Origin of the sequence: Microcella sp. (assembly GCF_040286215.1) — a bacterium.
In the GTDB taxonomy this organism is placed as follows: Bacteria; Actinomycetota; Actinomycetes; order Actinomycetales; family Microbacteriaceae; genus Microcella.
This window is the reverse complement of the sequence record NZ_JAVKCK010000009.1, coordinates 15,047-33,427: the sequence shown is the minus strand read 5'-3', so window position 1 is coordinate 33,427 and position 18,381 is coordinate 15,047. Positions and strand designations below refer to the sequence as shown.

Annotated in this window: 17 protein-coding genes; 6 read left to right on the top strand and 11 right to left on the bottom strand. The window is 67.1% G+C overall.

Annotation, left to right across the window (positions count from 1 at the left end):
- Positions 1-48: 48 nt before the first annotated feature.
- The 3 genes from RJQ01_RS04470 to RJQ01_RS04460 all read right to left on the bottom strand — a co-directional run bounded on the left by RJQ01_RS04470 (position 49) and on the right by RJQ01_RS04460 (position 3,538).
- Complete coding sequence (locus tag RJQ01_RS04470) at positions 49-1,449, bottom strand: hypothetical protein (RefSeq protein WP_350475524.1); 1,401 nt, start codon at positions 1,447-1,449, stop codon at positions 49-51.
- Positions 1,450-1,742: 293 nt separating this feature from the next.
- Positions 1,743-2,945 carry a hypothetical protein gene (locus RJQ01_RS04465; RefSeq protein ID WP_350475523.1) on the bottom strand — a complete coding sequence of 401 codons (1,203 nt, stop codon included), beginning with the start codon at positions 2,943-2,945 and terminating at the stop codon, positions 1,743-1,745.
- Positions 2,942-3,538 (bottom strand): hypothetical protein, encoded by a 597-nt coding sequence (locus RJQ01_RS04460; protein ID WP_350475522.1) that lies wholly within the window; start codon positions 3,536-3,538, stop codon positions 2,942-2,944. Before RJQ01_RS04460 ends, RJQ01_RS04465 begins: the two co-directional genes overlap by 4 nt.
- Positions 3,539-3,602: 64 nt before the next feature.
- On the opposite strand from RJQ01_RS04460, the gene RJQ01_RS04455 reads away from it, so the two are divergent.
- Positions 3,603-4,511, top strand: coding sequence for a hypothetical protein (locus RJQ01_RS04455; RefSeq protein WP_350475521.1), 909 nt, complete (start codon positions 3,603-3,605; stop codon positions 4,509-4,511).
- A 119-nt stretch (positions 4,512-4,630) separates the two neighbouring features.
- Positions 4,631-6,568 carry a GmrSD restriction endonuclease domain-containing protein gene (locus tag RJQ01_RS04450; protein WP_350475520.1) on the top strand — a complete coding sequence of 646 codons (1,938 nt, stop codon included), beginning with the start codon at positions 4,631-4,633 and terminating at the stop codon, positions 6,566-6,568.
- Positions 6,569-6,734: 166 nt separating this feature from the next.
- Here RJQ01_RS04450 and RJQ01_RS04445 read toward each other — a convergent pair whose 3' ends face one another.
- Positions 6,735-6,968: an ATP-binding domain-containing protein gene (locus RJQ01_RS04445; RefSeq protein WP_350475519.1), complete on the bottom strand. Its 234-nt coding sequence runs from the start codon at positions 6,966-6,968 to the stop codon at positions 6,735-6,737.
- A gap of 79 nt (positions 6,969-7,047) precedes the next feature.
- Here RJQ01_RS04445 and RJQ01_RS04440 point away from each other — a divergent pair, with 79 nt between their 5' ends.
- The 3 genes from RJQ01_RS04440 (at position 7,048) to RJQ01_RS04430 (ending at position 8,434) form a co-directional block, all read left to right on the top strand.
- Positions 7,048-7,536: a DUF1643 domain-containing protein gene (locus RJQ01_RS04440; RefSeq protein WP_350475518.1), complete on the top strand. Its 489-nt coding sequence runs from the start codon at positions 7,048-7,050 to the stop codon at positions 7,534-7,536.
- 65 nt (positions 7,537-7,601) lie between these two features.
- Positions 7,602-8,096: a GNAT family N-acetyltransferase gene (locus RJQ01_RS04435; protein WP_350475517.1), complete on the top strand. Its 495-nt coding sequence runs from the start codon at positions 7,602-7,604 to the stop codon at positions 8,094-8,096.
- A gap of 62 nt (positions 8,097-8,158) precedes the next feature.
- Complete coding sequence (locus tag RJQ01_RS04430; protein ID WP_350475516.1) at positions 8,159-8,434, top strand: type II toxin-antitoxin system TacA family antitoxin; 276 nt, start codon at positions 8,159-8,161, stop codon at positions 8,432-8,434.
- A gap of 9 nt (positions 8,435-8,443) precedes the next feature.
- Here RJQ01_RS04430 and RJQ01_RS04425 read toward each other — a convergent pair whose 3' ends face one another.
- From RJQ01_RS04425 to RJQ01_RS04400, 6 genes are all read right to left on the bottom strand, one after another.
- Positions 8,444-10,198, bottom strand: coding sequence for a nuclease-related domain-containing DEAD/DEAH box helicase (locus RJQ01_RS04425; protein ID WP_350475515.1), 1,755 nt, complete (start codon positions 10,196-10,198; stop codon positions 8,444-8,446).
- A 23-nt stretch (positions 10,199-10,221) separates the two neighbouring features.
- Positions 10,222-10,992 carry a DUF429 domain-containing protein gene (locus RJQ01_RS04420; RefSeq protein WP_350475564.1) on the bottom strand — a complete coding sequence of 257 codons (771 nt, stop codon included), beginning with the start codon at positions 10,990-10,992 and terminating at the stop codon, positions 10,222-10,224.
- A gap of 99 nt (positions 10,993-11,091) precedes the next feature.
- Positions 11,092-11,646 carry a hypothetical protein gene (locus tag RJQ01_RS04415; protein WP_350475514.1) on the bottom strand — a complete coding sequence of 185 codons (555 nt, stop codon included), beginning with the start codon at positions 11,644-11,646 and terminating at the stop codon, positions 11,092-11,094.
- Between the two features lie 96 nt (positions 11,647-11,742).
- On the bottom strand, positions 11,743-12,516 hold the full coding sequence (locus RJQ01_RS04410) for a DarT ssDNA thymidine ADP-ribosyltransferase family protein (protein WP_350475513.1): 774 nt from the start codon (positions 12,514-12,516) through the stop codon (positions 11,743-11,745).
- 51 nt (positions 12,517-12,567) lie between these two features.
- The gene (locus tag RJQ01_RS04405) at positions 12,568-14,118 is read right to left on the bottom strand and encodes a bifunctional phosphatase PAP2/diacylglycerol kinase family protein (RefSeq protein WP_350475512.1); all 1,551 of its coding nucleotides are present in this window, start codon (positions 14,116-14,118) and stop codon (positions 12,568-12,570) included.
- Between the two features lie 102 nt (positions 14,119-14,220).
- A complete protein-coding gene (locus RJQ01_RS04400) occupies positions 14,221-15,150 on the bottom strand; it encodes a DnaJ domain-containing protein (RefSeq protein WP_350475511.1) in 930 nt (309 codons plus the stop codon).
- Between the two features lie 26 nt (positions 15,151-15,176).
- Between RJQ01_RS04400 and RJQ01_RS04395 the strand changes: the two genes are divergently transcribed.
- On the top strand, positions 15,177-17,432 hold the full coding sequence (locus RJQ01_RS04395; RefSeq protein ID WP_350475510.1) for a S9 family peptidase: 2,256 nt from the start codon (positions 15,177-15,179) through the stop codon (positions 17,430-17,432).
- On the opposite strand, the gene RJQ01_RS04390 is transcribed toward RJQ01_RS04395, so the two are convergent.
- Positions 17,429-18,346, bottom strand: a complete 918-nt coding sequence (locus tag RJQ01_RS04390) for an aldo/keto reductase (protein WP_350475508.1) — start codon at positions 18,344-18,346, stop codon at positions 17,429-17,431. The genes RJQ01_RS04395 and RJQ01_RS04390 overlap by 4 nt on opposite strands.
- Positions 18,347-18,381: the final 35 nt, after the last annotated feature.

Below are 18,381 nucleotides of genomic sequence, written 5' to 3'. Positions count from 1 at the left end.
GGGGACCACCGACATCGGATGATTCACGCGGAACAGCCGAGTGACGGCTCATCGTGTCGACTTCGCGAGGGCCGCCTGATACGCGGTCGTCACAACCTGATAGGCCAGCGGAGCCTTGCCTACACGTACGGGGTCCCAGTCCAGGGCCGACACCACTGCCTTGTAAGCCTCGGCGATGTCGAGGATGTGATCACGAACGAACTGGAGCGGCTCGATCTTCCAAGTGACTATGCCGTCAGAGGTCTGCGTCATGAGTTCCCGGACTCCGTAGACGACCGGGTAGAGGAAGCCGTCCGGGCTCGCCACGGGGATCGCTCGGCCCTCGAAGTTCGAGGTCTTCAAGCGCGTGCTCTGATTCATCTTCTTCACGGCCCCGATGCGACCGTACCGACCGTCAGCCTTGTTGTAGGCGTCGGGGAAGATCTCTTCGATGAGATCGAAGACTTCCGGCAGCGTCGCGGCGATCTTCAGCGCGCTATAAACACGCTGGTTGTGAAGCTCGAACTTGCCGCCACTCTCGGTGGTGACCGCGTCGAGGCGCATGAGATCGTCGAACTTCGTGAGGCATTCTCCCTTGTTGCGGTACAGGTTTTGAGGGATGGGCGCCACGACTGGCTTGATGCCTTCGTCGGTCGGCATCGGCTCAAGAAGACTCAGCGGGATCCAGGTGAGTGCGATCAGGTCGGACACCTTAACCGCACCGCCCTCGCCCGTTTTCCACTCGATGCGCTCGCTGATCTCTGGGGGCAGCAACATCTTCAGGTGCTCATAGAAGCCCGCCTGGTTGGATTTGCCGGCCACGACGAGTTCGGCGTTGTTGTTGCGGGCGGCGCAGATCTCGAGGATCGACGACTGGAAGTCGCTGACGATCACGACGTCATCGGGATCGCTCGGGACGATGAGCTCGACCGGCACGAGAAAGGCAAGTTCGTCGTCGCTCGATGGCTCATCCTTACCGAAGTTGGCCAGCTCACCGCGGAACTGCTTGACCGTCTCGGACTCGGTGTTCCACAGTGCCCGAAAAGACGCCCAGTCCTTGGCCTTTCGAACCTTCGCTTCGGGGACACCCGCGACACGCAGAATGTGGAGCCCGATCGCCATCGTATTGTGGCCGCCATCGAGGATTCCCTCGTTGTCACGCTCAATGAATCCGGCTCGAACTCGACCTCGATCAAGAAGCTCGTAGTTCGTCGCGCCGAGCAGAACCCCCTTCGTCTTGAAGGGGAACTCTTTCGGTGTGGTCTGGATGGATTCGATGATCGCGTTCGTGACGCGACCGACGCGCGCAGCACGGGGATTAGCCTCGAGATCGAGCGCGTCAATGATCGCCACGAAGTGGCGAGCACGAACGAATCCCGAGATCCGGGTGATGCCGTCAGCGGTCTGTGAAGCAATTTGCTCGAACTTGACCGTGATGGTCGTCGGCGCCGAAGCGTTGGTGATGGTCAATTTGTTCTCCTCTGATGAAAGAAGAACTCCTGGCCCAGAAAACGAAAAAGCCGACCTAGGTCGGCTTCTGAGTCTTCGACGACGAGAGAATCTTGACGTCTTGGCGTTTCCAGAAGCCCTTGCGGACTTGCAGCGTTGATGTAGCAACCCCTTTTCAGGAGCTATTTGGTGGTGCCCCTCACCGCCTTCCGGAAGTGAGCACTTTTAGTAAACCACGTCACAGACTGCCCCACAAGCAAAACTCAGAAATCGGGAAGTGTGATGGTCAGCGCGATCCCAGCGCCCCCAAGCCCTCAGAGATGCCCCGGAAACCAGTGCGCGGGCTCGACGACAGCAACGCGGATTGCACCGTCGTCGGTGATCGCGACGAGGTCACCATAGGTGCTGAGGCGCAGGCCAGAATGCTCGGGCGTTGAGTCGACTACGTTCTTCTGAGATTTCTGTGCCGCCTCGCGAACTTCGGCATCGACGACGTCATCGAGAGCGAGCCCGGAGTCAAGGTCAACGATCCGCCCGGCGGACACTTCGTAGTAGCGCGGGGTGAGGAAGCCGCGCGCCAACCCGTCATCGGGCTCGTCGCCGAGGTAGCCGAGCAGTCGCGGCACGTTGTCGACGTAGCCGCCGATCGCGTCGTCGCGCTCGTCGTGCCACACGCCGCCCAACGGACGGGGAGCCAGCCAGAGGCGCCGCTTTCGGGCCCACTCGTCAGAACCGACTCGCGCACGTAGACCCTGGCCGGTGCTCGGGTCGACGAGGTCGCCGATCGCGCTGGGGACGAAACGTGCGGTGGGGATCTCGCCCGTCCAACGCGCGCCGATCGCCGGTCGGCGCTCGATGGGCGGGGCCTCGACCTCGATGACGTCGGGATCGAGGGCTTCGACCGCGGGGACGGTTGCGGTGAGGAGCTCGGGCGTGAGCTCCGCTGGCTCAGCACCGTCGCCGGACTCGGGCTCAGCATCCGGGACCACAATCGGCTCGTTATCGATCTGCCACTTGCGGATGACGTCACTGAAGGGCTGGTATTGACCGGTGCGGATGCGCTGCAGCCTGCGCACCATGCGGGTCGCCAGCGCGTCGATCGGCAGGCCGTTCATGCTCGCGAACTGCTTGACGAATCCCGCGACCTCTTCGAGCTGTGCCGCGCCGGCGTTCTCGCTGAAGTGGAGCCAGGTATTGCGGGCGAAGTGCACCTTCTTCGCCATCGCGACCGAGTCGGGCTTTCCCGAGAGCGCACGTCTCAGCGGGGATTCGCCGTTCTTGAAGTACTCCGGCAGCAGCACGCTCGGATCCTGCGGGTTGATGCGACCCTTCCAGACCCCGTCCGCGCGGCGCTGCCCCTCCAGGTCCGCCCACCAATCGGAGCCGTCAAGCTCGGTGAGCCGCACGTCGCATCGCGCGTGCAAGTCGATGCCGAGCCCGCGCATGAGCGACAGGTACCCCTTCATGATTTCGCCGTAGCTGTCCTGCTCCGGCATCTCGACCCTGACCTGCGTCATGCGTGCAGGGGTTCCAGGCCGGGCTTGCCGAAACCGCTCGCGATCGGCATGACGCGGGTGATCGCGAACGCGATGAAAGCCGCCGTGGGATCGTCACTGATGGAAAAGCCCGGCGCATCCCTGTATCGCTTCGCCGCAGGGTTCAGCTCAATGACCGGGCCGGTGATGGCGCCGTACTCCTGAAGCAGGGCAGCGACGTCAGTGGCCGCCAGGCGGTCGAGGGCCTCCCACTCCACTGCCTGCAGGGTGGGCCACTCACGCTCTCCGTATGCCATCGCGCGCAGAATGCCGACCCGGCGGTCGCCGACCATCGCGAGCGACATCTTGCCGGCGCGCTCGAGGCGGCGGTAGTCGTCTGCTCCCGCCCAGAAGTTAAGCAAGCGAATGTCGTGCTCTTGCTCACCGTCAGCGATCGGCCAGGTGCACACGCCCACGTCGATGCGTAGGCCATCGGCTGTCTCAATGCGCGCGGCCCTCGCGGTGCCAGCCATAGCACCGTCGTCGCGTGCCGACATCGGTGCCCCTTCGATAGCGTGCTCGCTCGCGTCGATCCGGAGGCTGATACCGCGAAGCTCGATCGTTAGAGCGGTCATTGCTCCAGCCTATTCGTGAGTACCGATCGAATAGCGATAGCCTGCCGATCACGTGAGGCGAAAAGTGCAGATCGCCGCCCCGTCATCCCTGGAGGCCCGGTTCGTGATCACCGTGCAGATGTTCGCAGAAGCGTTCGTCATCCTTTTCTGGCTCGGCATCATCGTCGGTGTCATCGGGTTGATCAACTTATTGGCCCTGCTTGGCATGCGCCGACGGATCTGTCGAGATCTTTCGATCGAGTTCCGCAGGTGGTCGGCCAAGACCTCTCATGCCACCACCACAGAAGCCATGGCTTCGACCGTTCAAGGCCTTAAGGCGTCTCTCTCATCGTCCTTGGATGAGCGGAATCGCTTTCTCACGCACGTCGATGCTCTCGAGCAGGAACTCGCGGAGATTCGGGCCCAGCTCCACGACGCGAAGATGCAGCTTCAAGATCACAAAACGTCATCGAAAGCGCCCTCCCGTTCCGAGGTGAAGTCAGTCGATGAGCAGGCGCCGCCAAAAGTGAATCCTCCACCTCGACCCGATGAACGAGCCATAGTCACGAGGACAACTCAGGCGAATACAGGCGTTCACGACGAGGAGTTCGTTGAGTGGGCATGGTCGGAGGCCGACGACAAGAAACTACTTCGGAGCTATCTGAAGACCCGCAACATCGCGGGCACCGCCATCGAACTCAAGGTTGACCAGCGTCAGGTGGCGGCGAGGCTCGTGCGACTGCTGCTCGAACCTGACGGGGACATCCACGACCAGACGGTAGAGAACTGGGGGAAGAACTACAAAGCTGCAGACACTCGCCTCATGTTGCAGATGTGGAACGAAGGGGACGGACTTCTTGCGATCGCTACAGAACTCGGGCGAGATCAACTCGGTATCGGCTGGAAGCTCCTCGACCATTCCTCCCAACCTGTTGAGCTGAGCCAGTTGGAGATACCGAAGATTGCACGCTTCACAACCTTTGGACGGCCGTGACGAAAGTCGGTGGGCCTTGACACGATCAGTCAGTGCTGACTGTTATTCAAACCGCATGGCAAGCTGGCCATGGCGGGATCTAGTGGTTCGCGCCCCAGGCTTCTAGACCGAGGTGAACCTTGACCAGACTGAGCGCTCTGCTCCACCAGATTGAAGACCGCACGATTCTGATGCCTGAGTTCCAGCGCGGATACGTGTGGAATCGAGATCAGGTTCGTGGGCTACTCCGCTCGCTCTACCGCGACTACCCCGTCGGCAGTCTGCTTACGTGGGAAACCGAAGCCTCGAGTACAGCAACCCGTGGGTCGGGCAGCGGCGAAGGAATCAAGAGCCTGCTGCTGGATGGTCAACAGCGCATGACAACTCTGTACGGGGTCATCAAAGGGAGCCCACCGCCCTTCTTCGAAGGTGACCCGAAAATGTTCTCGCGTTTGCACTTCCATGTGGATGCGGAGGTGTTCGAGTTCTATGCTCCCGTCAAAATGCGAGACGACCGAGGTTGGGTTGACGTCACGGAATTCTTTAGAGATGGGCTCCCACCTTCCATTCAGAGGTTCAGCAACGAGCCCGATCTGTTGCCCGACCGTCTCACGAGGCTGAGCAGGCTACAGAACATCCTCGACCGGGACTTTCACCTTGAGAAAATCACGGGCCGAGACAAGACAACCGACGTGGTGGTCGACATCTTCAACCGCGTGAACTCGGGTGGGACGAAGCTCAGCAAGGGTGATCTCGCTCTGGCGAAAGTTACAGCCGAAGCACCTGACTCTCGAGACCGGATGAGAGAGGCGCTTGCGAAGTGGTCGCAGGCCGGCTATTCGTCTTTCAAGCTTGACTGGCTTCTTCGATCCGTCACTGCAGTGGCCACGGGTCGTATCCTCTTCCGGGAGCTTGACGATGTCTCCCCAGAGCGATTCCGTCAGTCACTCAGTTCATCCACCTCACACATCGGGCACCTTCTTGACTTGGAAGCAGGCCGTTTGGGGCTCGACCATGGCCGAGTGTTGCTTGCCCCGTACGGCTTCCCCGTGCTCGCCAAGTACCTTGAGGACCATGGTGGCAATTTCCCCGACACCGCCACCCAGAACAAAGCCCTTTATTGGCTTGTGCAGGCTGGCATCTGGGGTCGATACTCCGGCTCAACTGAATCGGTCATGGCACAGGACATGGAGGCAATCCAGTCTGGTGGCCTTGACAAACTGATCGATACTTTGGCCGCGACTCGTGGCGGTTCTCTAACGATCACACCGCGCGACTTCTCCGGTTCGGGCATGGGCGCGCGCTTTTATCCTCTGCTGTACATGATGACTCGGATGACAGAAGCCCGCGACTTTGTGACCAACGTTCCACTTCGAACGAACCTCCAACAGGGTCTAGCGGCACTGCAGGTTCATCACCTCTTCCCCAAGGCTCAGCTTTACGCCATGGAACCACCAATGCCGCGTGGCGAAGTCAATGCAGTCGCCAACTTTGCATATCTGACTCAATCGTCGAATCTTTCGATCGGCAAACAACTTCCCGAGGACTACTTCGCAGAGTACGAGGCGAAACACCCGGGCGTCATGGCGTCTCAGTGGATTCCCGAAGACCCCGGCTTGTGGAAGCTCGAGCGATACAGGGATTTCCTCGCCGCCAGGCGCGAGCTATTGGCACAGGCCGCGAACCAGATCCTTACGTCATTGCTCGCATCGACTGACACGCCGACCGAGCCTCTCTCGAGGATCGGCGTCGCTTTGGACACTGAGGCTTCCGAAGCTGGAGACGACCCTGTCTCGGCAGCGCTTCCGCGGCTTGCTGAACTTGGTGTTGCGACGCCGGAGCTTGATGTCGAAGTGGCACACCCCGATAGCGGCAAAATCATCACCATCGCAGAGGCCTTCTGGCCTGATGGGCTCCAACCGGGAAGAGGAGCGCCCACGATCCTCGACACCGATGGAGAAGACGGAAGTCGGGCAATTCTTGAGTCCCTGGGGTACGAAGTCTTCACCACCCCAGACTCTCTGATCGAGTTCATCGAGAGACTTCACCGCATCGACTCCGGAGAGGTCGGGGCCTGACCAGTTGCCAAAGGCCCGGCTACGCGTCTTGTCGTATCGACGCTCCGAGGGAACAGGCGCTGGCCATGTAGCCCGTGCGGTCGCTACAAAAACTGCGTTCTCACTCGGCACTTGTGGATGACATCGGCGGTCGACATTGCCCGACCGCGACGGCTGCTCGACGGCGTCAGCTGACACTCTCGAGCACCACAAGCCGATCGGTCGCGCGCGACGCCCCCACATAGAGCAGATCGCGGTGGTACCCCTTCGACAGATCGACATCGGTCAGAATCACCGCGGGCGCCTCAAGGCCCTTGAACTCGTGAATGCTCCCCCACCGAATGCGCGTCGCGTCGTCGATGCTGGTGCCGAGGCGTGAGGTGAGGCGGGCATTCGTCGCCTCGTCACTGTGTCGAGCCAACCCGGTAGCCTCGGGCACACTATAGAAGGAGCATCCATGCCCCGTCGTTTTTCAGCCGAGAGCGCAGGCGAGCGAGTCAATGCTCGAGTTTGAGACAGCCACCGCCGATATTCGCGGCGAATACCGGTACACGCTCACTCGCGTGTGGAACTCGACTGTGCCCATGATCACCTTCGTGTTGCTGAACCCGAGCACCGCCGACGCCGTGCAGCTTGACCCGACCCTGCGGCGATGTGTGGGTTTCTCGAAGCGCGAGGGGTTCGGGGGCATGACGATTCTCAACCTCTACGCGTTTCGCGCAACTGACCCGCGCGCGATGCTGGCGGCGCCTGACCCTGTGGGGCCGGACAACGATCGCGTACTCGCCGAGGCCACGGGCATGGTCGTTGCGGGGTGGGGCACCAACGCTGCTCCGGAGCGGGTGACTCAGGCCTTGGCAATTCTGCCGCCACTCCGCGCGTTGGGCGTCACAAAAGATGGGCACCCTCGACACCCGCTTTACGTGCCTCGCGACGAACCGCTGATCGAGTGGGTTCCGCAACGAAGCAACGTCGGCCCGGGACTGTAGCTTCGGGCACGACAGGTAAGTGAGTAACTCGCGCGCCAACTGAGCACAATGCCCAAGGTGCGCGGGTGATTCGCATCGAGAAGTTGGCCGGCCAGGATCGATCGCGATTCGACTGCGGAGTCGCCGAGCTCAACACGTGGCTGACCACGCAAGCGTCACAACAGCAACGCAAAGACAATGCGGTGACGTTCGTCGCCCTGCATCCCGACGACGGTCGCGTCGTGGGCTACTACTCGTCGCTCAACTACCGGCTGGACCTCGAAGAGGCTGCATCGGCCTTCGGCGTGGGAGTGCGACGGTTTCCGGTGCCAGCCATTCTTCTTGCCCGGCTCGCGGTGTGCCGAAGCGCTCAAGGCCAGCGCATCGGGGAACAGCTACTGGTGCACGCAATGCTCAACGCGACAGAAGTTGCCGCACGCGTCGGCGTCGAACTGGTTGTCGTTCACGCCATCAGCGACTCCGCTGTCGAGTTCTACGAGCGCTATGGATTCACGCGGTTCATAGATGTCGATCGAAGCCTGTTCATCACCCTGCGGGCCATCCGCAAGATTCTCGCTTGACGGACATGCGCAGAGTTGTCCCGCCTCGACCAACGTACGTACATTGGGTGTACACTTTCATCATGACCAACGCACAAGCGCGCATCAACATGCGCGTCGATCCCGACGCACTCGAGCAGATCAGGGAGGCGGCGCGGCTGCAAGGCCAAGACCTTACGGCCTTCGTGTTGGGGTCAGCCATGTCGAGCGCACGCGAGGTGTTGCTCGAGGATCGAGTGATGAGGCTCAGCCCCGCTGATGCACTGCTGGTTGAACAAGCCCTGGAGTCAGACGCAGCGCCCTCACAGCGATTGATCGATGCCTTCGCGCGCCACCGCGCCGCGAATGCAACCGACTAGCGACGACCGTCAGCTCTGCTCCAGCACCACAAGCCGATCCGTCGCCCGTGACGCCCCCACATAGAGCAGATCGCGGTGGTAGCCCTTCGACAGGTCGACGTCGGTCAGAATCACTGCCGGCGCCTCGAGGCCCTTGAACTCGTGGCTGCTCCCCCACCGAATGCGCGTCGCGTCGTCGATGCTGGTGCCGAGGCGTGAGGTGAAGCGGGCATCCGCGGGCTCGATATCGGGAGCGCGACTGGCCAGAGCCTGGCCGGCAGCCGACCGCTCGCGGGCGTAGGGCGACAGAATCACCAGCTCGCGCACCGTGAACGGCTCAGACAGGATGCGCTCCACGGCGTCGGCGAGCAGGCGCAGCTGCTCATCCATGGTGGTGAAGGTGTGGCGCTCGACCGAGACCTGGTCGTCGTCGCTGCGGCGGTGCTCGCTGTAAAGGGTCGGCTCGCCGATGAGCTCGGCCACGAACCGCGCCACCTCGGGGGTCGTGCGCACGTTCGACCGCAACTGCAGCCCCATGAGGCCCGGTGCGTGGCGCAGGACGGTGGCGCGGGCATCCGGTGCCTGGTCGCCGTCTGCGTCCTCCGCGGCAGCGTGCTTGCGGTAGATCACCTGGTGGTCGAAGTCTCCGGTGATGAAGACAGGCGCCTGCGCGAGCCCGCCCACGAGCAACGCATCGAGCACGTCGAGGTATTGCTCGAGCGCGACGTCTTGCGCTTCGTCGACGACGAGGTAGTCGTATTGCGGCCCCAGCTCGAGCGCCGCCTCGAGCGCCTGCTCGGGCAGGGTCGTGTCGTACCACTCCCTGGGCACGCGCCCGCTGGCCAGCTTGCGGGTCGCCTCGTTCTTGCGCAGGTGCCGGTCGACCACCTGCGCCATCAGCGAGTGGATGCGCCGCACCTCCACCCCCTCACCGCACAGTTCGGCGAGCCGGGCTTCGATGAGCCGGTTGAAGACCACGACGAGCGTGCGCTTTCCGCTGGCGGATGCCCGGCGCGCGGCCTCGGCCGCCACCCACGTCTTACCCGAGCCGGCGGGCCCCTCGACCAGCAGCCGCGGGTTGCCGGCCACCATGTCGAGAATCTTGTACTGCTCGGTCGTGAACTGGGCTTGCTCTGCTTCGCGGCGGCGGGCCAGTTCTTTGGCGCTGAGCTCGGCGACGAACCGCGGAATGAGCAGCTCGACGATGCGGTCGGTGTGCACGGCGTCGGGCTGGCCGGCGACCCGCCGGTAGCCGCTGATCGACTCGGCGAGGTGCTCTGATGCCTTGTTCAGCGTGCGGATCACCGCAGCGGCGGCGTTGCCGTGGTGGAGGTCGGCGGCATCCAGCAATTGCCACTCATGCCAACCGATGCCCTTGGCGAAGGTGTTTTTGCTCAGCTGGGTGAGCCACGCGGCGTGGAAGACCGGGTAGCCGACGGGGCCGGCTCCGCGCGACTGCAGGTACTCGATGATGGAGTGCTGCGCACCCGACGCCTGCTCGAAGGGGCTGCGGGTGACCCAGTCGCGGTTGCCGTACCGCCAGCGCCCCTCCCCGTCGGCCTCGATGCTCTCATGCGATTTCACTTCAATAACGAGGATGCCCTGCCCCGGCGCCACGACCACAAAGTCGGCTTCGCCCTGCACTTGGCTGACGTGCCGCGCGATCTCGAGCGAGTGAAAGACAACCCAGTTCCCCGTCGCCGGGTCGTCGCGCAGCGCGGCGAAGACTGCGTGTTCGCCCGGCGGGGCGTCGTCGCCAATCGTCGGCGGGATCATGCGGGCCATGGGTCGACGCTATCGAGCACAACTCACGAGGGGAAGCGCTCGCTCGTCGACGGGATCAGTGCAGCCTCTCCCACCGGAAGGGCGATCCAGCCCTCGCGCGAGACGCGCTCCGCGGCCTCCGGCGGCGGAGACTCGATGCGCCCGACGTGCGCGAAGCCCGCGATGACCGCCGACAGCACAGCGTCGAACGCGTCGGCAGACCGCAGCATCGCCGCGCGGTGCTCACCGAGCTCGAGCCACGGCAGCGCCGCCAGCACCGCGTCGAGCAGCTCGGCCCGGCGCTCCTCGCTGCGCTTGTAGCCCTCCTGTCGCAGGCCCCAGCAGCGCAGTGCTGCCGCCGGGTAGACCTCGACCACGCGGCTCGGTGGGGACCCGGCGCGGTCGACCGGCAGTCCCGCCCGGGCGACCGCCTCGAGGATCACCGCGCAGCGCAGGGCCGTCAGCCCCAGCCGGTCGGTCGCCACGCTCAGCGGCCAGCGGCCGGTGCGCTCCTTCACCGCGCGATCGGTGTCGCGGTAGGCGAGACGGCGGCGCCAGTCGATGTCGCCGGTCGCGTCCGCATCCAGGGGCCGGCGGTCGCGCAGTGCCGCCACGACGTCGACGAAATCGTCGGGCCAGCCGAAGGCGCAGTCGATGCCGACGAGCTCGACGTGCGCGGCGGCGTTCACGATGGAGTCGTTGCCGACCCCGAGCTGGAGGTCGGAGACGCGGGCCGACGCGGCCCGCCACTCGATGATCGCGAGGCCGGTGTGCGCCGACTCAGCGGCGAGGTCGACGCCGGCCGTGCGGAACATGGTCACGCTGCCACGCTAGCCCTAGACGGGGCAGCTGCGACGACCCCGCCGAGCGCCTCGCCACGGTGAGAGCCACCGGCACCGCCGCAGGCTGACCGCTCAGCACTCCTGCAGGTCGTCCGGCAGCGTGAACGAGAACTGCACCATGATCGACTCCGACAGGTCGTCGTTTACGAGAACGCTCGCCCCCGACAACTCGCCGTCGGTGAGCGTGAATGTAGCGTTGCCCTCCTGCGTCGACAACGTGCCCTCCGGCCCCTGGTAGTCGATGAAGTTCGCGCGGGCGCCCGACTGCTCCTGGGTGTAGGCGAAGAACAGCACGGTCTCGCCCTGCGCCGACTGACCGACCGCGAGAGAGTTGAAGACTTCGGTGGTGAGCTCGTTCGTCTGCACCGGCTCGCAGTTTGCCGCCTCGATCACCGTGTACGAGGTCGTGCCGACGGTGATCGTGCCGACGCCGGCACCCGCGCCGGCCTCGACGCCGCCCCCCGACTCCTCAGAGCCATCGTCGGCCGTCGATGCCGGCGGCTCAGCGGGGTCGCTCGGGGCTTCAGTGGGCCCCGCCGTGCAGCCCGCCAGTGCGAGCGCCAGCAGACCTGCCGCCCAGGCGAGTGCGGGCCGTGAGAGTCGTCCATCCGACCGTGCAGAGTTCATCGTTCGTCATCCCCTCGAGTGCGGTGCGAGCCATAACCTGAGCACTACTCTCACCTCTCGGCGCTCAGTTGGCAAGCATTCCTCGCACTGCGCCGGCTATTCGGCGACGACGGGCACGAACCACGGCGGGTACACGGCGACCTTGATCGTCACCCCCGCCGACCTCAGCAGGGCACGCACTTCGTCGCGGCGCGGCTCGTTCGCCACAGCGACGAGCGCCACCTTCTCGAGCGGCACGGTGCCGGGCACGAGCGCCTCGACGGCCTGCAGCACAGTGGCGTCCGCGGCGGCGCGGGCGAGCATCCGCCGCCGGTCCTCCAGCGTTCGGGCCAGCGACGTCACGACGGCGGCCGCGTCGCCGTCGGAGACCACCAGGTCGTCCTCGACGGCGCCGACGTCGACACCCAGCACGACGAAGTCGACGGTGGATGCGGCTCGCGCCTCCTCGCTCCAGGTCGGCCCCGCGGCGCCGTCCTGCACCTCGCCCCACCAGGTTGCGAGCGGGCTCAGCGAGAACGGAACGCAGTCGGCCACCGTGCGCTCGTCGTCGACCGGCGCGGTCGACCGCAGCTCGTCGGTGATGGCGCTCGCGAGCTTCAGGGCCGGAGCCGCCGTCGACGAGGGGCGCAGCTCGCCCGCGTCGAGGATCGCGGGCAGGTTCGACACGTGGGTGACGTGGAACATGCGATGCGGGAGGTTCGGCGGCCGCACCTCGGCAGCCTTGCCGGTAGCGCCCGGAGCGGGACTGCGCAGGCTGCGCGCCGCCGTGCGCGGGGAGCGGCGTGCGGGAGCCGGCTGCTGCGGCTCGGGAGGCGGATAGCACGTGGCGCACATGCCGGGCTCGAAACCGTGGACGCACTCCTCAGACACTGCACTCCTCTACCGGGCCGACGCCAGAATGCCGCGACCCGTCACCCCAGGCTACCGCGCCCCGCCCGAGCGCTCGGCCCCACCTGCGGATGCGCGCGGGGCGTAGACGCGCAGCCCGCGCGAGCGCATCGACACCTCCACCACGCCGGCCAGCGAACCGGTCGTGGCCTCACCGTCGCAGGCGAACCCCGGAGTCGCCGAGGGATCGTGCAGGGCGATGCGCACCTGGTCGACGGCGAACGACTGCACGCGCATCCGCGCGCCCGGCCCGGCGTGCAGGATGCGCACGTCGAGCACGCCGTCGTCGAGCCGACCGCGCCACAGGGGGCCCTGCTCGAGCGAGCTGTAGTCGTTCACCCCGACGAACACCGACCACACGCACGCCGACTCGCCGTTCACCGTCACCGAGAACGGCGTCGACCGGCGCAGCACACGACGCGCGGCGAGCACCGCGCCGAGTGGTTTGCCGACGCGCTTCGCCAGCCGCGACCTCTCCTCGACGAGCTGCGGGTACACCCCGAGCGACACGGTGTTGAGCGCCGTCGACGGCTCGCCCTCCCCGATGCGCACGTCGGCGACATCCACGAGAAGCCCGGCACCGTCGGTTACCGCGTGGGCTGCGTCCTCGAGCGAAGCGACACCGGCGGTGCGGGCGAACGCGTTGCGCGTGCCGGCCGGGAAGACCGCGAGCGGCAGCCCGTGATCGCGCGCCACCTGGGCGACCGCCGACACCGTGCCATCCCCGCCGGCGACACCGAGGGCGTGCACCGCATGGCGCCAGCCGCGCCGACGCAGCGCGCGCCGGGCGAGAGCCGCAACATCGCTCTCGGGCGTCGTGCGCACGACATGGGCGCGCGGCAGCCGCCGCTCGATCTCGTGACCCGCGTCGCCGTCGAGCCCCGCGGCCGGGTTGACGATGACGACCAGCCCGCGCCCCTCCGGCAGCGCCGGCAGCGGGATGCCCGGGGCGGCGGGCTCGACCGAGCGCCGAGCAGCGCGGGCCGACCGCGCGACCGCCGCCGTGGCACCCGCCGCGCCCACGCCGATGAGGGTGCCGCCCACCACGTCGGAGGGCCAGTGCGCCCCCGTGTGCACGCGCGAGTACGCCACCGCCACCGCCACCGGCGCGAGCACGGCGCCCGCGACCGGCCGCTCGATCGCGACGCCTGTCGCGAAGGCGGCCGCGCTCGCGGAGTGGCCGGAGGGGAAGGACGGCGACGTCGGCAGCCGTCGGATGCGTCGCGCGGCGGGCACGAGCGAGTGGTCGGGGCGCTGCCCGCCGAAGAGCCGCTTCCCGATGAGGTTGGCGACCGCGCTGGCCGTCAGCAGGCTCGCGACGCCGCGGATCGCCGCACGCCAGCGCCCGGCTGCCGCGAGGGAGAACGCGATGCCGAACCACAGGAGACCGCGATCAGCCCCGCGCGAGAGCGCTCGCAGGCCACGATCGACGCGCGGGTGGTACTCGCCGCGGTTGAGCCGGCGCACGATCGCGCGGTCGGCGCGACCCACCCAGCGCGGCAGCACCGCCGGTCGACGGCCCGGGTCGGCGACGAGGCTCGGCGTCTGCTCGGGCGGTGCGGTCTGCAGGCGGGAGTCAGGCATGACTCCACCGTGCCGCGAAGTTCTGCCCGTGGGAAGGGGGTTGCGCCACGACGGCAGCACGGTCACGTTCCCGGCGCGCCAGGCCCGGCAGCGCGCGGGCCGCTAGACGAAGCGCACGGTCTGCTGCAGTCGCGTGCGCACCTCGAACAGGTCCGTGCCGCCGACCCCGACCCCGGGCAGCCCGGTGCGGATGAGGTTCACCAGCCGCGACCGCTGCACGAGCAGCCCCTGCGCCCCGCGGATCGAGCGCAGCTCGGTGAGGGAGGCGGGAGCCTGAGCATCCTCGACCACAATCACGAACGCCGAAAACTTCACCTTCGCCGCCCGCGCCACCACCTTCGCCCGCTGCGCCAGCAGGTGAAGCGGCCGCTCCTCCGACCCGAGACCTTCGCCGATCAGCTCGCCGCGCTTGATGCGCACCGGCTCGCCCCAGTCTTCGCTGAGCACCGCCCATAGACCCGTGGGGCCCAGCACGATGTGGTCCACCTTGTCGTTGCGGGTCGACCCTGCGAGCACGTCGTGCCAGATCGTGAAGCCCATGCCGAGCGACGCGAGCGCCGTCGCCGACTTCTCTTCCGCGATCGCCGCCGCCAGCAGGTGCCTGATCTCGCGGGGCGCCCGGCGCACCAGCTGCGGATCGAACGGGTCGACGTCGCCGTCGCCGCGGCCGATCCACTCCTTCATGAGGTCGAGGAACTGCTCGCGGTACCACCCGCCCGGGTGACCGTGCGCCTTCGCGCTGGGGCGCGTATCCCCGCGCCGCATGCCGCCGCCCGACGACGACTGCGCCCACGTCGACCCCGGCGAGCCGCCGTCAGCATCGGCACCCAGATCGTAGGCGCGGCGCGCCGCCGGCGTGCCCACCCGCTGCCAGGCCCGTTGCACGCGATCGAACTCGGCAGCCGACCCCCCGGTATCGGGATGCGCGGCCCGCAGCCGAGCGCGGTACGCCCTCTTCAGCTCGTCATCGCTCGCCGTCGGGCTCACGCCCAGCACCTCGTACGGGCCGGCGGCAAGAGGGGATTCAGACATCTCCTCACCAGCCTACGCTGGAGGCGATGAGTACCTCCTCCGCGCCGACCGCGCCTACCGCCGCCCGCAAGCCCCACGAGCGCCGCCACCACGGCGACGTGGTCGTCGACCACTACGAGTGGTTGCGCCAGAAGGAGAGCCCCGAGGTGATCGCGCACCTCGAGGCCGAGAACGCCTACGCCGAGGAGCGCCTGCGGCACCTCGACCCGCTGCGCGACCGCATCGTGGAGGAGATCCGCGCGCGCACGCAGGAGACCGACATGGGCATCCCGGTGCGCGACGGCGACTGGTGGTACTACGGGCGCACGATCGAAGGCCAGCAGTACGGGCTGCAGTGCCGCGTGCCCGCCGCCCCGATCGACCCCGCCAACCCTCTCGACCCGGCCGTGTGGACTCCCCCGCCGCCGCTCGACGACCCCGCACAGCCGCGCGACGGCGAGCAGCTGGTGCTCGACGCCAACGTCGAAGCCGAGGGCCACGACTTCTTCTCGATGGGCTCCTTCGACGTGAGCGACGACGGGGCGCTGCTGCTGTTCGGCGTCGACACGGTCGGCGACGAGCGGTACACGCTGCGCATCCGCGACATCGCGACCGGCGAGCAGCTCGCCGACGAGATCCCCGGCACCGCGGCGGGCGCCTTCTTCGACCCCAGCGGGCGCTACGTCTTCTACTGCACGGTCGACGAGTCGTGGCGCCCCGACACCGTCTGGCGCCACCACATCGGCACGGCCGCGAGCGACGACGTGCGCGTCTTCCACGAGCCCGACGAGGGCTACTGGGTGGGCGCGGGCCGCTCGCGCTCGAAGCGCTGGCTCGTCATCGAAGCCTCCAGCAGCATCACGAGCGAAGCGCGGGTGCTCGACGCCGCCGACCCGACCGGCGAGTTCCAGATCGTCTGGCCGCGCGAGCACGGCGTCGAGTACGACCTCGACCATGCCGTCATCGGCGGGCAGCACCGCTGGCTGATCACCCACAACCGCGACGCCCCCGACTTCACGGTCGTCTCCGTACCCGTGGATGCTCCGCTCAGCGAGCCCGACACGCTCATCCCGCACGAGCCGGGCCGCCGGGTCGAAGGCGTCGACGCCTACGCGGCCTTCCTCACGCTCGACTACCGCCGTGAAGGCCTGCCGCGCACCGCGGTCGCGCGCCTCGACGGTGCGCAGGAGGGCGGCATCGACCCGCACCGCCCGCTGGCCGAGCAGCTGCAGTGGGACGAGCTCGTCGTGCCCGTGCACGGCGGCCCTGACGCGCTCGCGAGCGTCGGCACGCGCGGCAACCCCGAGTGGATCCAGCCGACGCTGCGCATCGGGTGGGTGAGCTTCATCGAGCCGACCACCGTCGGCCAGCTCGACGTCGCCACGGGGGCGATCACGGTGCTCAAGCGGCAGCCGGTGCTCGGCGACTATGCGCCGGAGGACTACGAGGAGCGCCGCGACTGGGCGCGCGCCGACGACGGCACCCTCGTGCCGATCTCCCTCGTGTGGAAGCGCGGGCTGGTGCCCGCCCTCGACGTCGACTCGGCGGCAGGCGACTCCCGGGCCAAGGTCAGCGTCGCGCCCGCCCCCGTTCTGCTCTACGGCTACGGCTCATACGAGGCGAGCATGGACCCCGGCTTCTCGATTCCCCGACTCTCGCTGCTCGACCGCGGAGCGGTGTTCGCGATCGCCCACGTGCGCGGCGGCGGCGAGCTGGGCCGCGCCTGGTACGAGCAGGGCAAGACCACCTCGAAGACGACGACCTTCACCGACTTCGCCGCCTGCGCACGGCACCTGGTCGACACCGGTGTCACCACCGCCGAGCGACTCGTCGCCGAAGGCGGCAGCGCCGGCGGCCTGCTCATGGGCGCCGTCGCGAACATCGCGGGCGACCTGTTCGCGGGCATCCTCGCCGATGTTCCGTTCGTCGACCCGCTCACGAGCATCCTCATGCCCGAGCTGCCGCTCACCGTCATCGAATGGGACGAATGGGGCAACCCCCTGGACGACCCCGAGGTGTACGCCTACATGAAGGCCTACTCGCCCTACGAGAACGTGCGCGAGCAGCGGTACCCCCGCATCCTCGCCGTCACCTCGCTCCACGACACGCGCGTGCTGTACGTGGAGCCCGCGAAGTGGGTCGCGCGCCTGCGCGAGGTCGGGGCCGACGCCGTGCTGCGGTGCGAGATGGAGGCCGGCCACGGAGGCGTGAGCGGCCGCTACGCGGCGTGGACGCAGCGCGCCATCGAGCTCGCGTGGATCCTCGACGTGCTCGGCCTCGCCGACGACGAGGTGCCCGGCTAGGCGAGGCGCGCGAGCTCCTCCTCGGTGAGCACGAGATCGAACGACTCGACGAGGCTGGCCAGCTGCTCGACGGTGCGGGCGCTGGCGATCGGCGCCGCCACGCGCGGCTGCTGCCGCAGCCAGGAAAGCGCTACCGCCGCCATGCTGACCCCGCGCCCCTCCGCGACATCGCGCAGAGCATCCAGCAGCTCCACATTGCGGGGCGTCGATAGCAGCTGCGACGCAGCACCCGCCCGCGGAGAGTCGACGGTCACCCCCGGCCGATACTTGCCGGTGAGGAAACCGCCCTGCAGCGCCTTGTAGGGCAGCTCGATGATGTCCAGGCGCGTCAGCGTCGGCACAAGACCCGCCTCGATGTCGCGGTGCACGAGGCTGTAGCCATCCTGTGAGACCGTGAACGCCTCCACACCGTGCGCCTTCGCAACATCGACTGCCGAGTGCAGTCGCTCGGCCGTGAAGTTGCTCGCGCCGATGCGGTTCACCAGGCCTTCCGCGACGAGCTCACCAAACACCATCACCACGTCCTCCTGCGGCACCTCCGGATCGTCGCGGTGCGCGTAGAGCACGTCGACGTAGTCGGTCTGCAGGCGGTCGAGCGACTCGGCGAGCGCCGCGCGCACGTTCGCGGGCGCAAGGCCCCGCCGGTCGGGCTTGCCGGATACCTTCGTGGCGATGCTGACCCTCTCGCGCATGCCTGGGCGCGCGCGCAACCACGCGCCGATGATGCGCTCTGACTCTCCGCCGACATTGCCGTCGATCCAGGCTGAATAGGCGTCGGCGGTGTCGATGGCGGTCCCTCCCGCCTCCACGAACGCGTCGAGAACGGCGAAGCTCGCCGACTCGTCGGCCGTCCACCCGAAGACGTTGCCTCCCAGCACCATGGGGCCGACATCGCGGGATGCGGAAGAAGTCATGCGGCCAGGCTATCGACCCGCGCCTGAGCATCCCG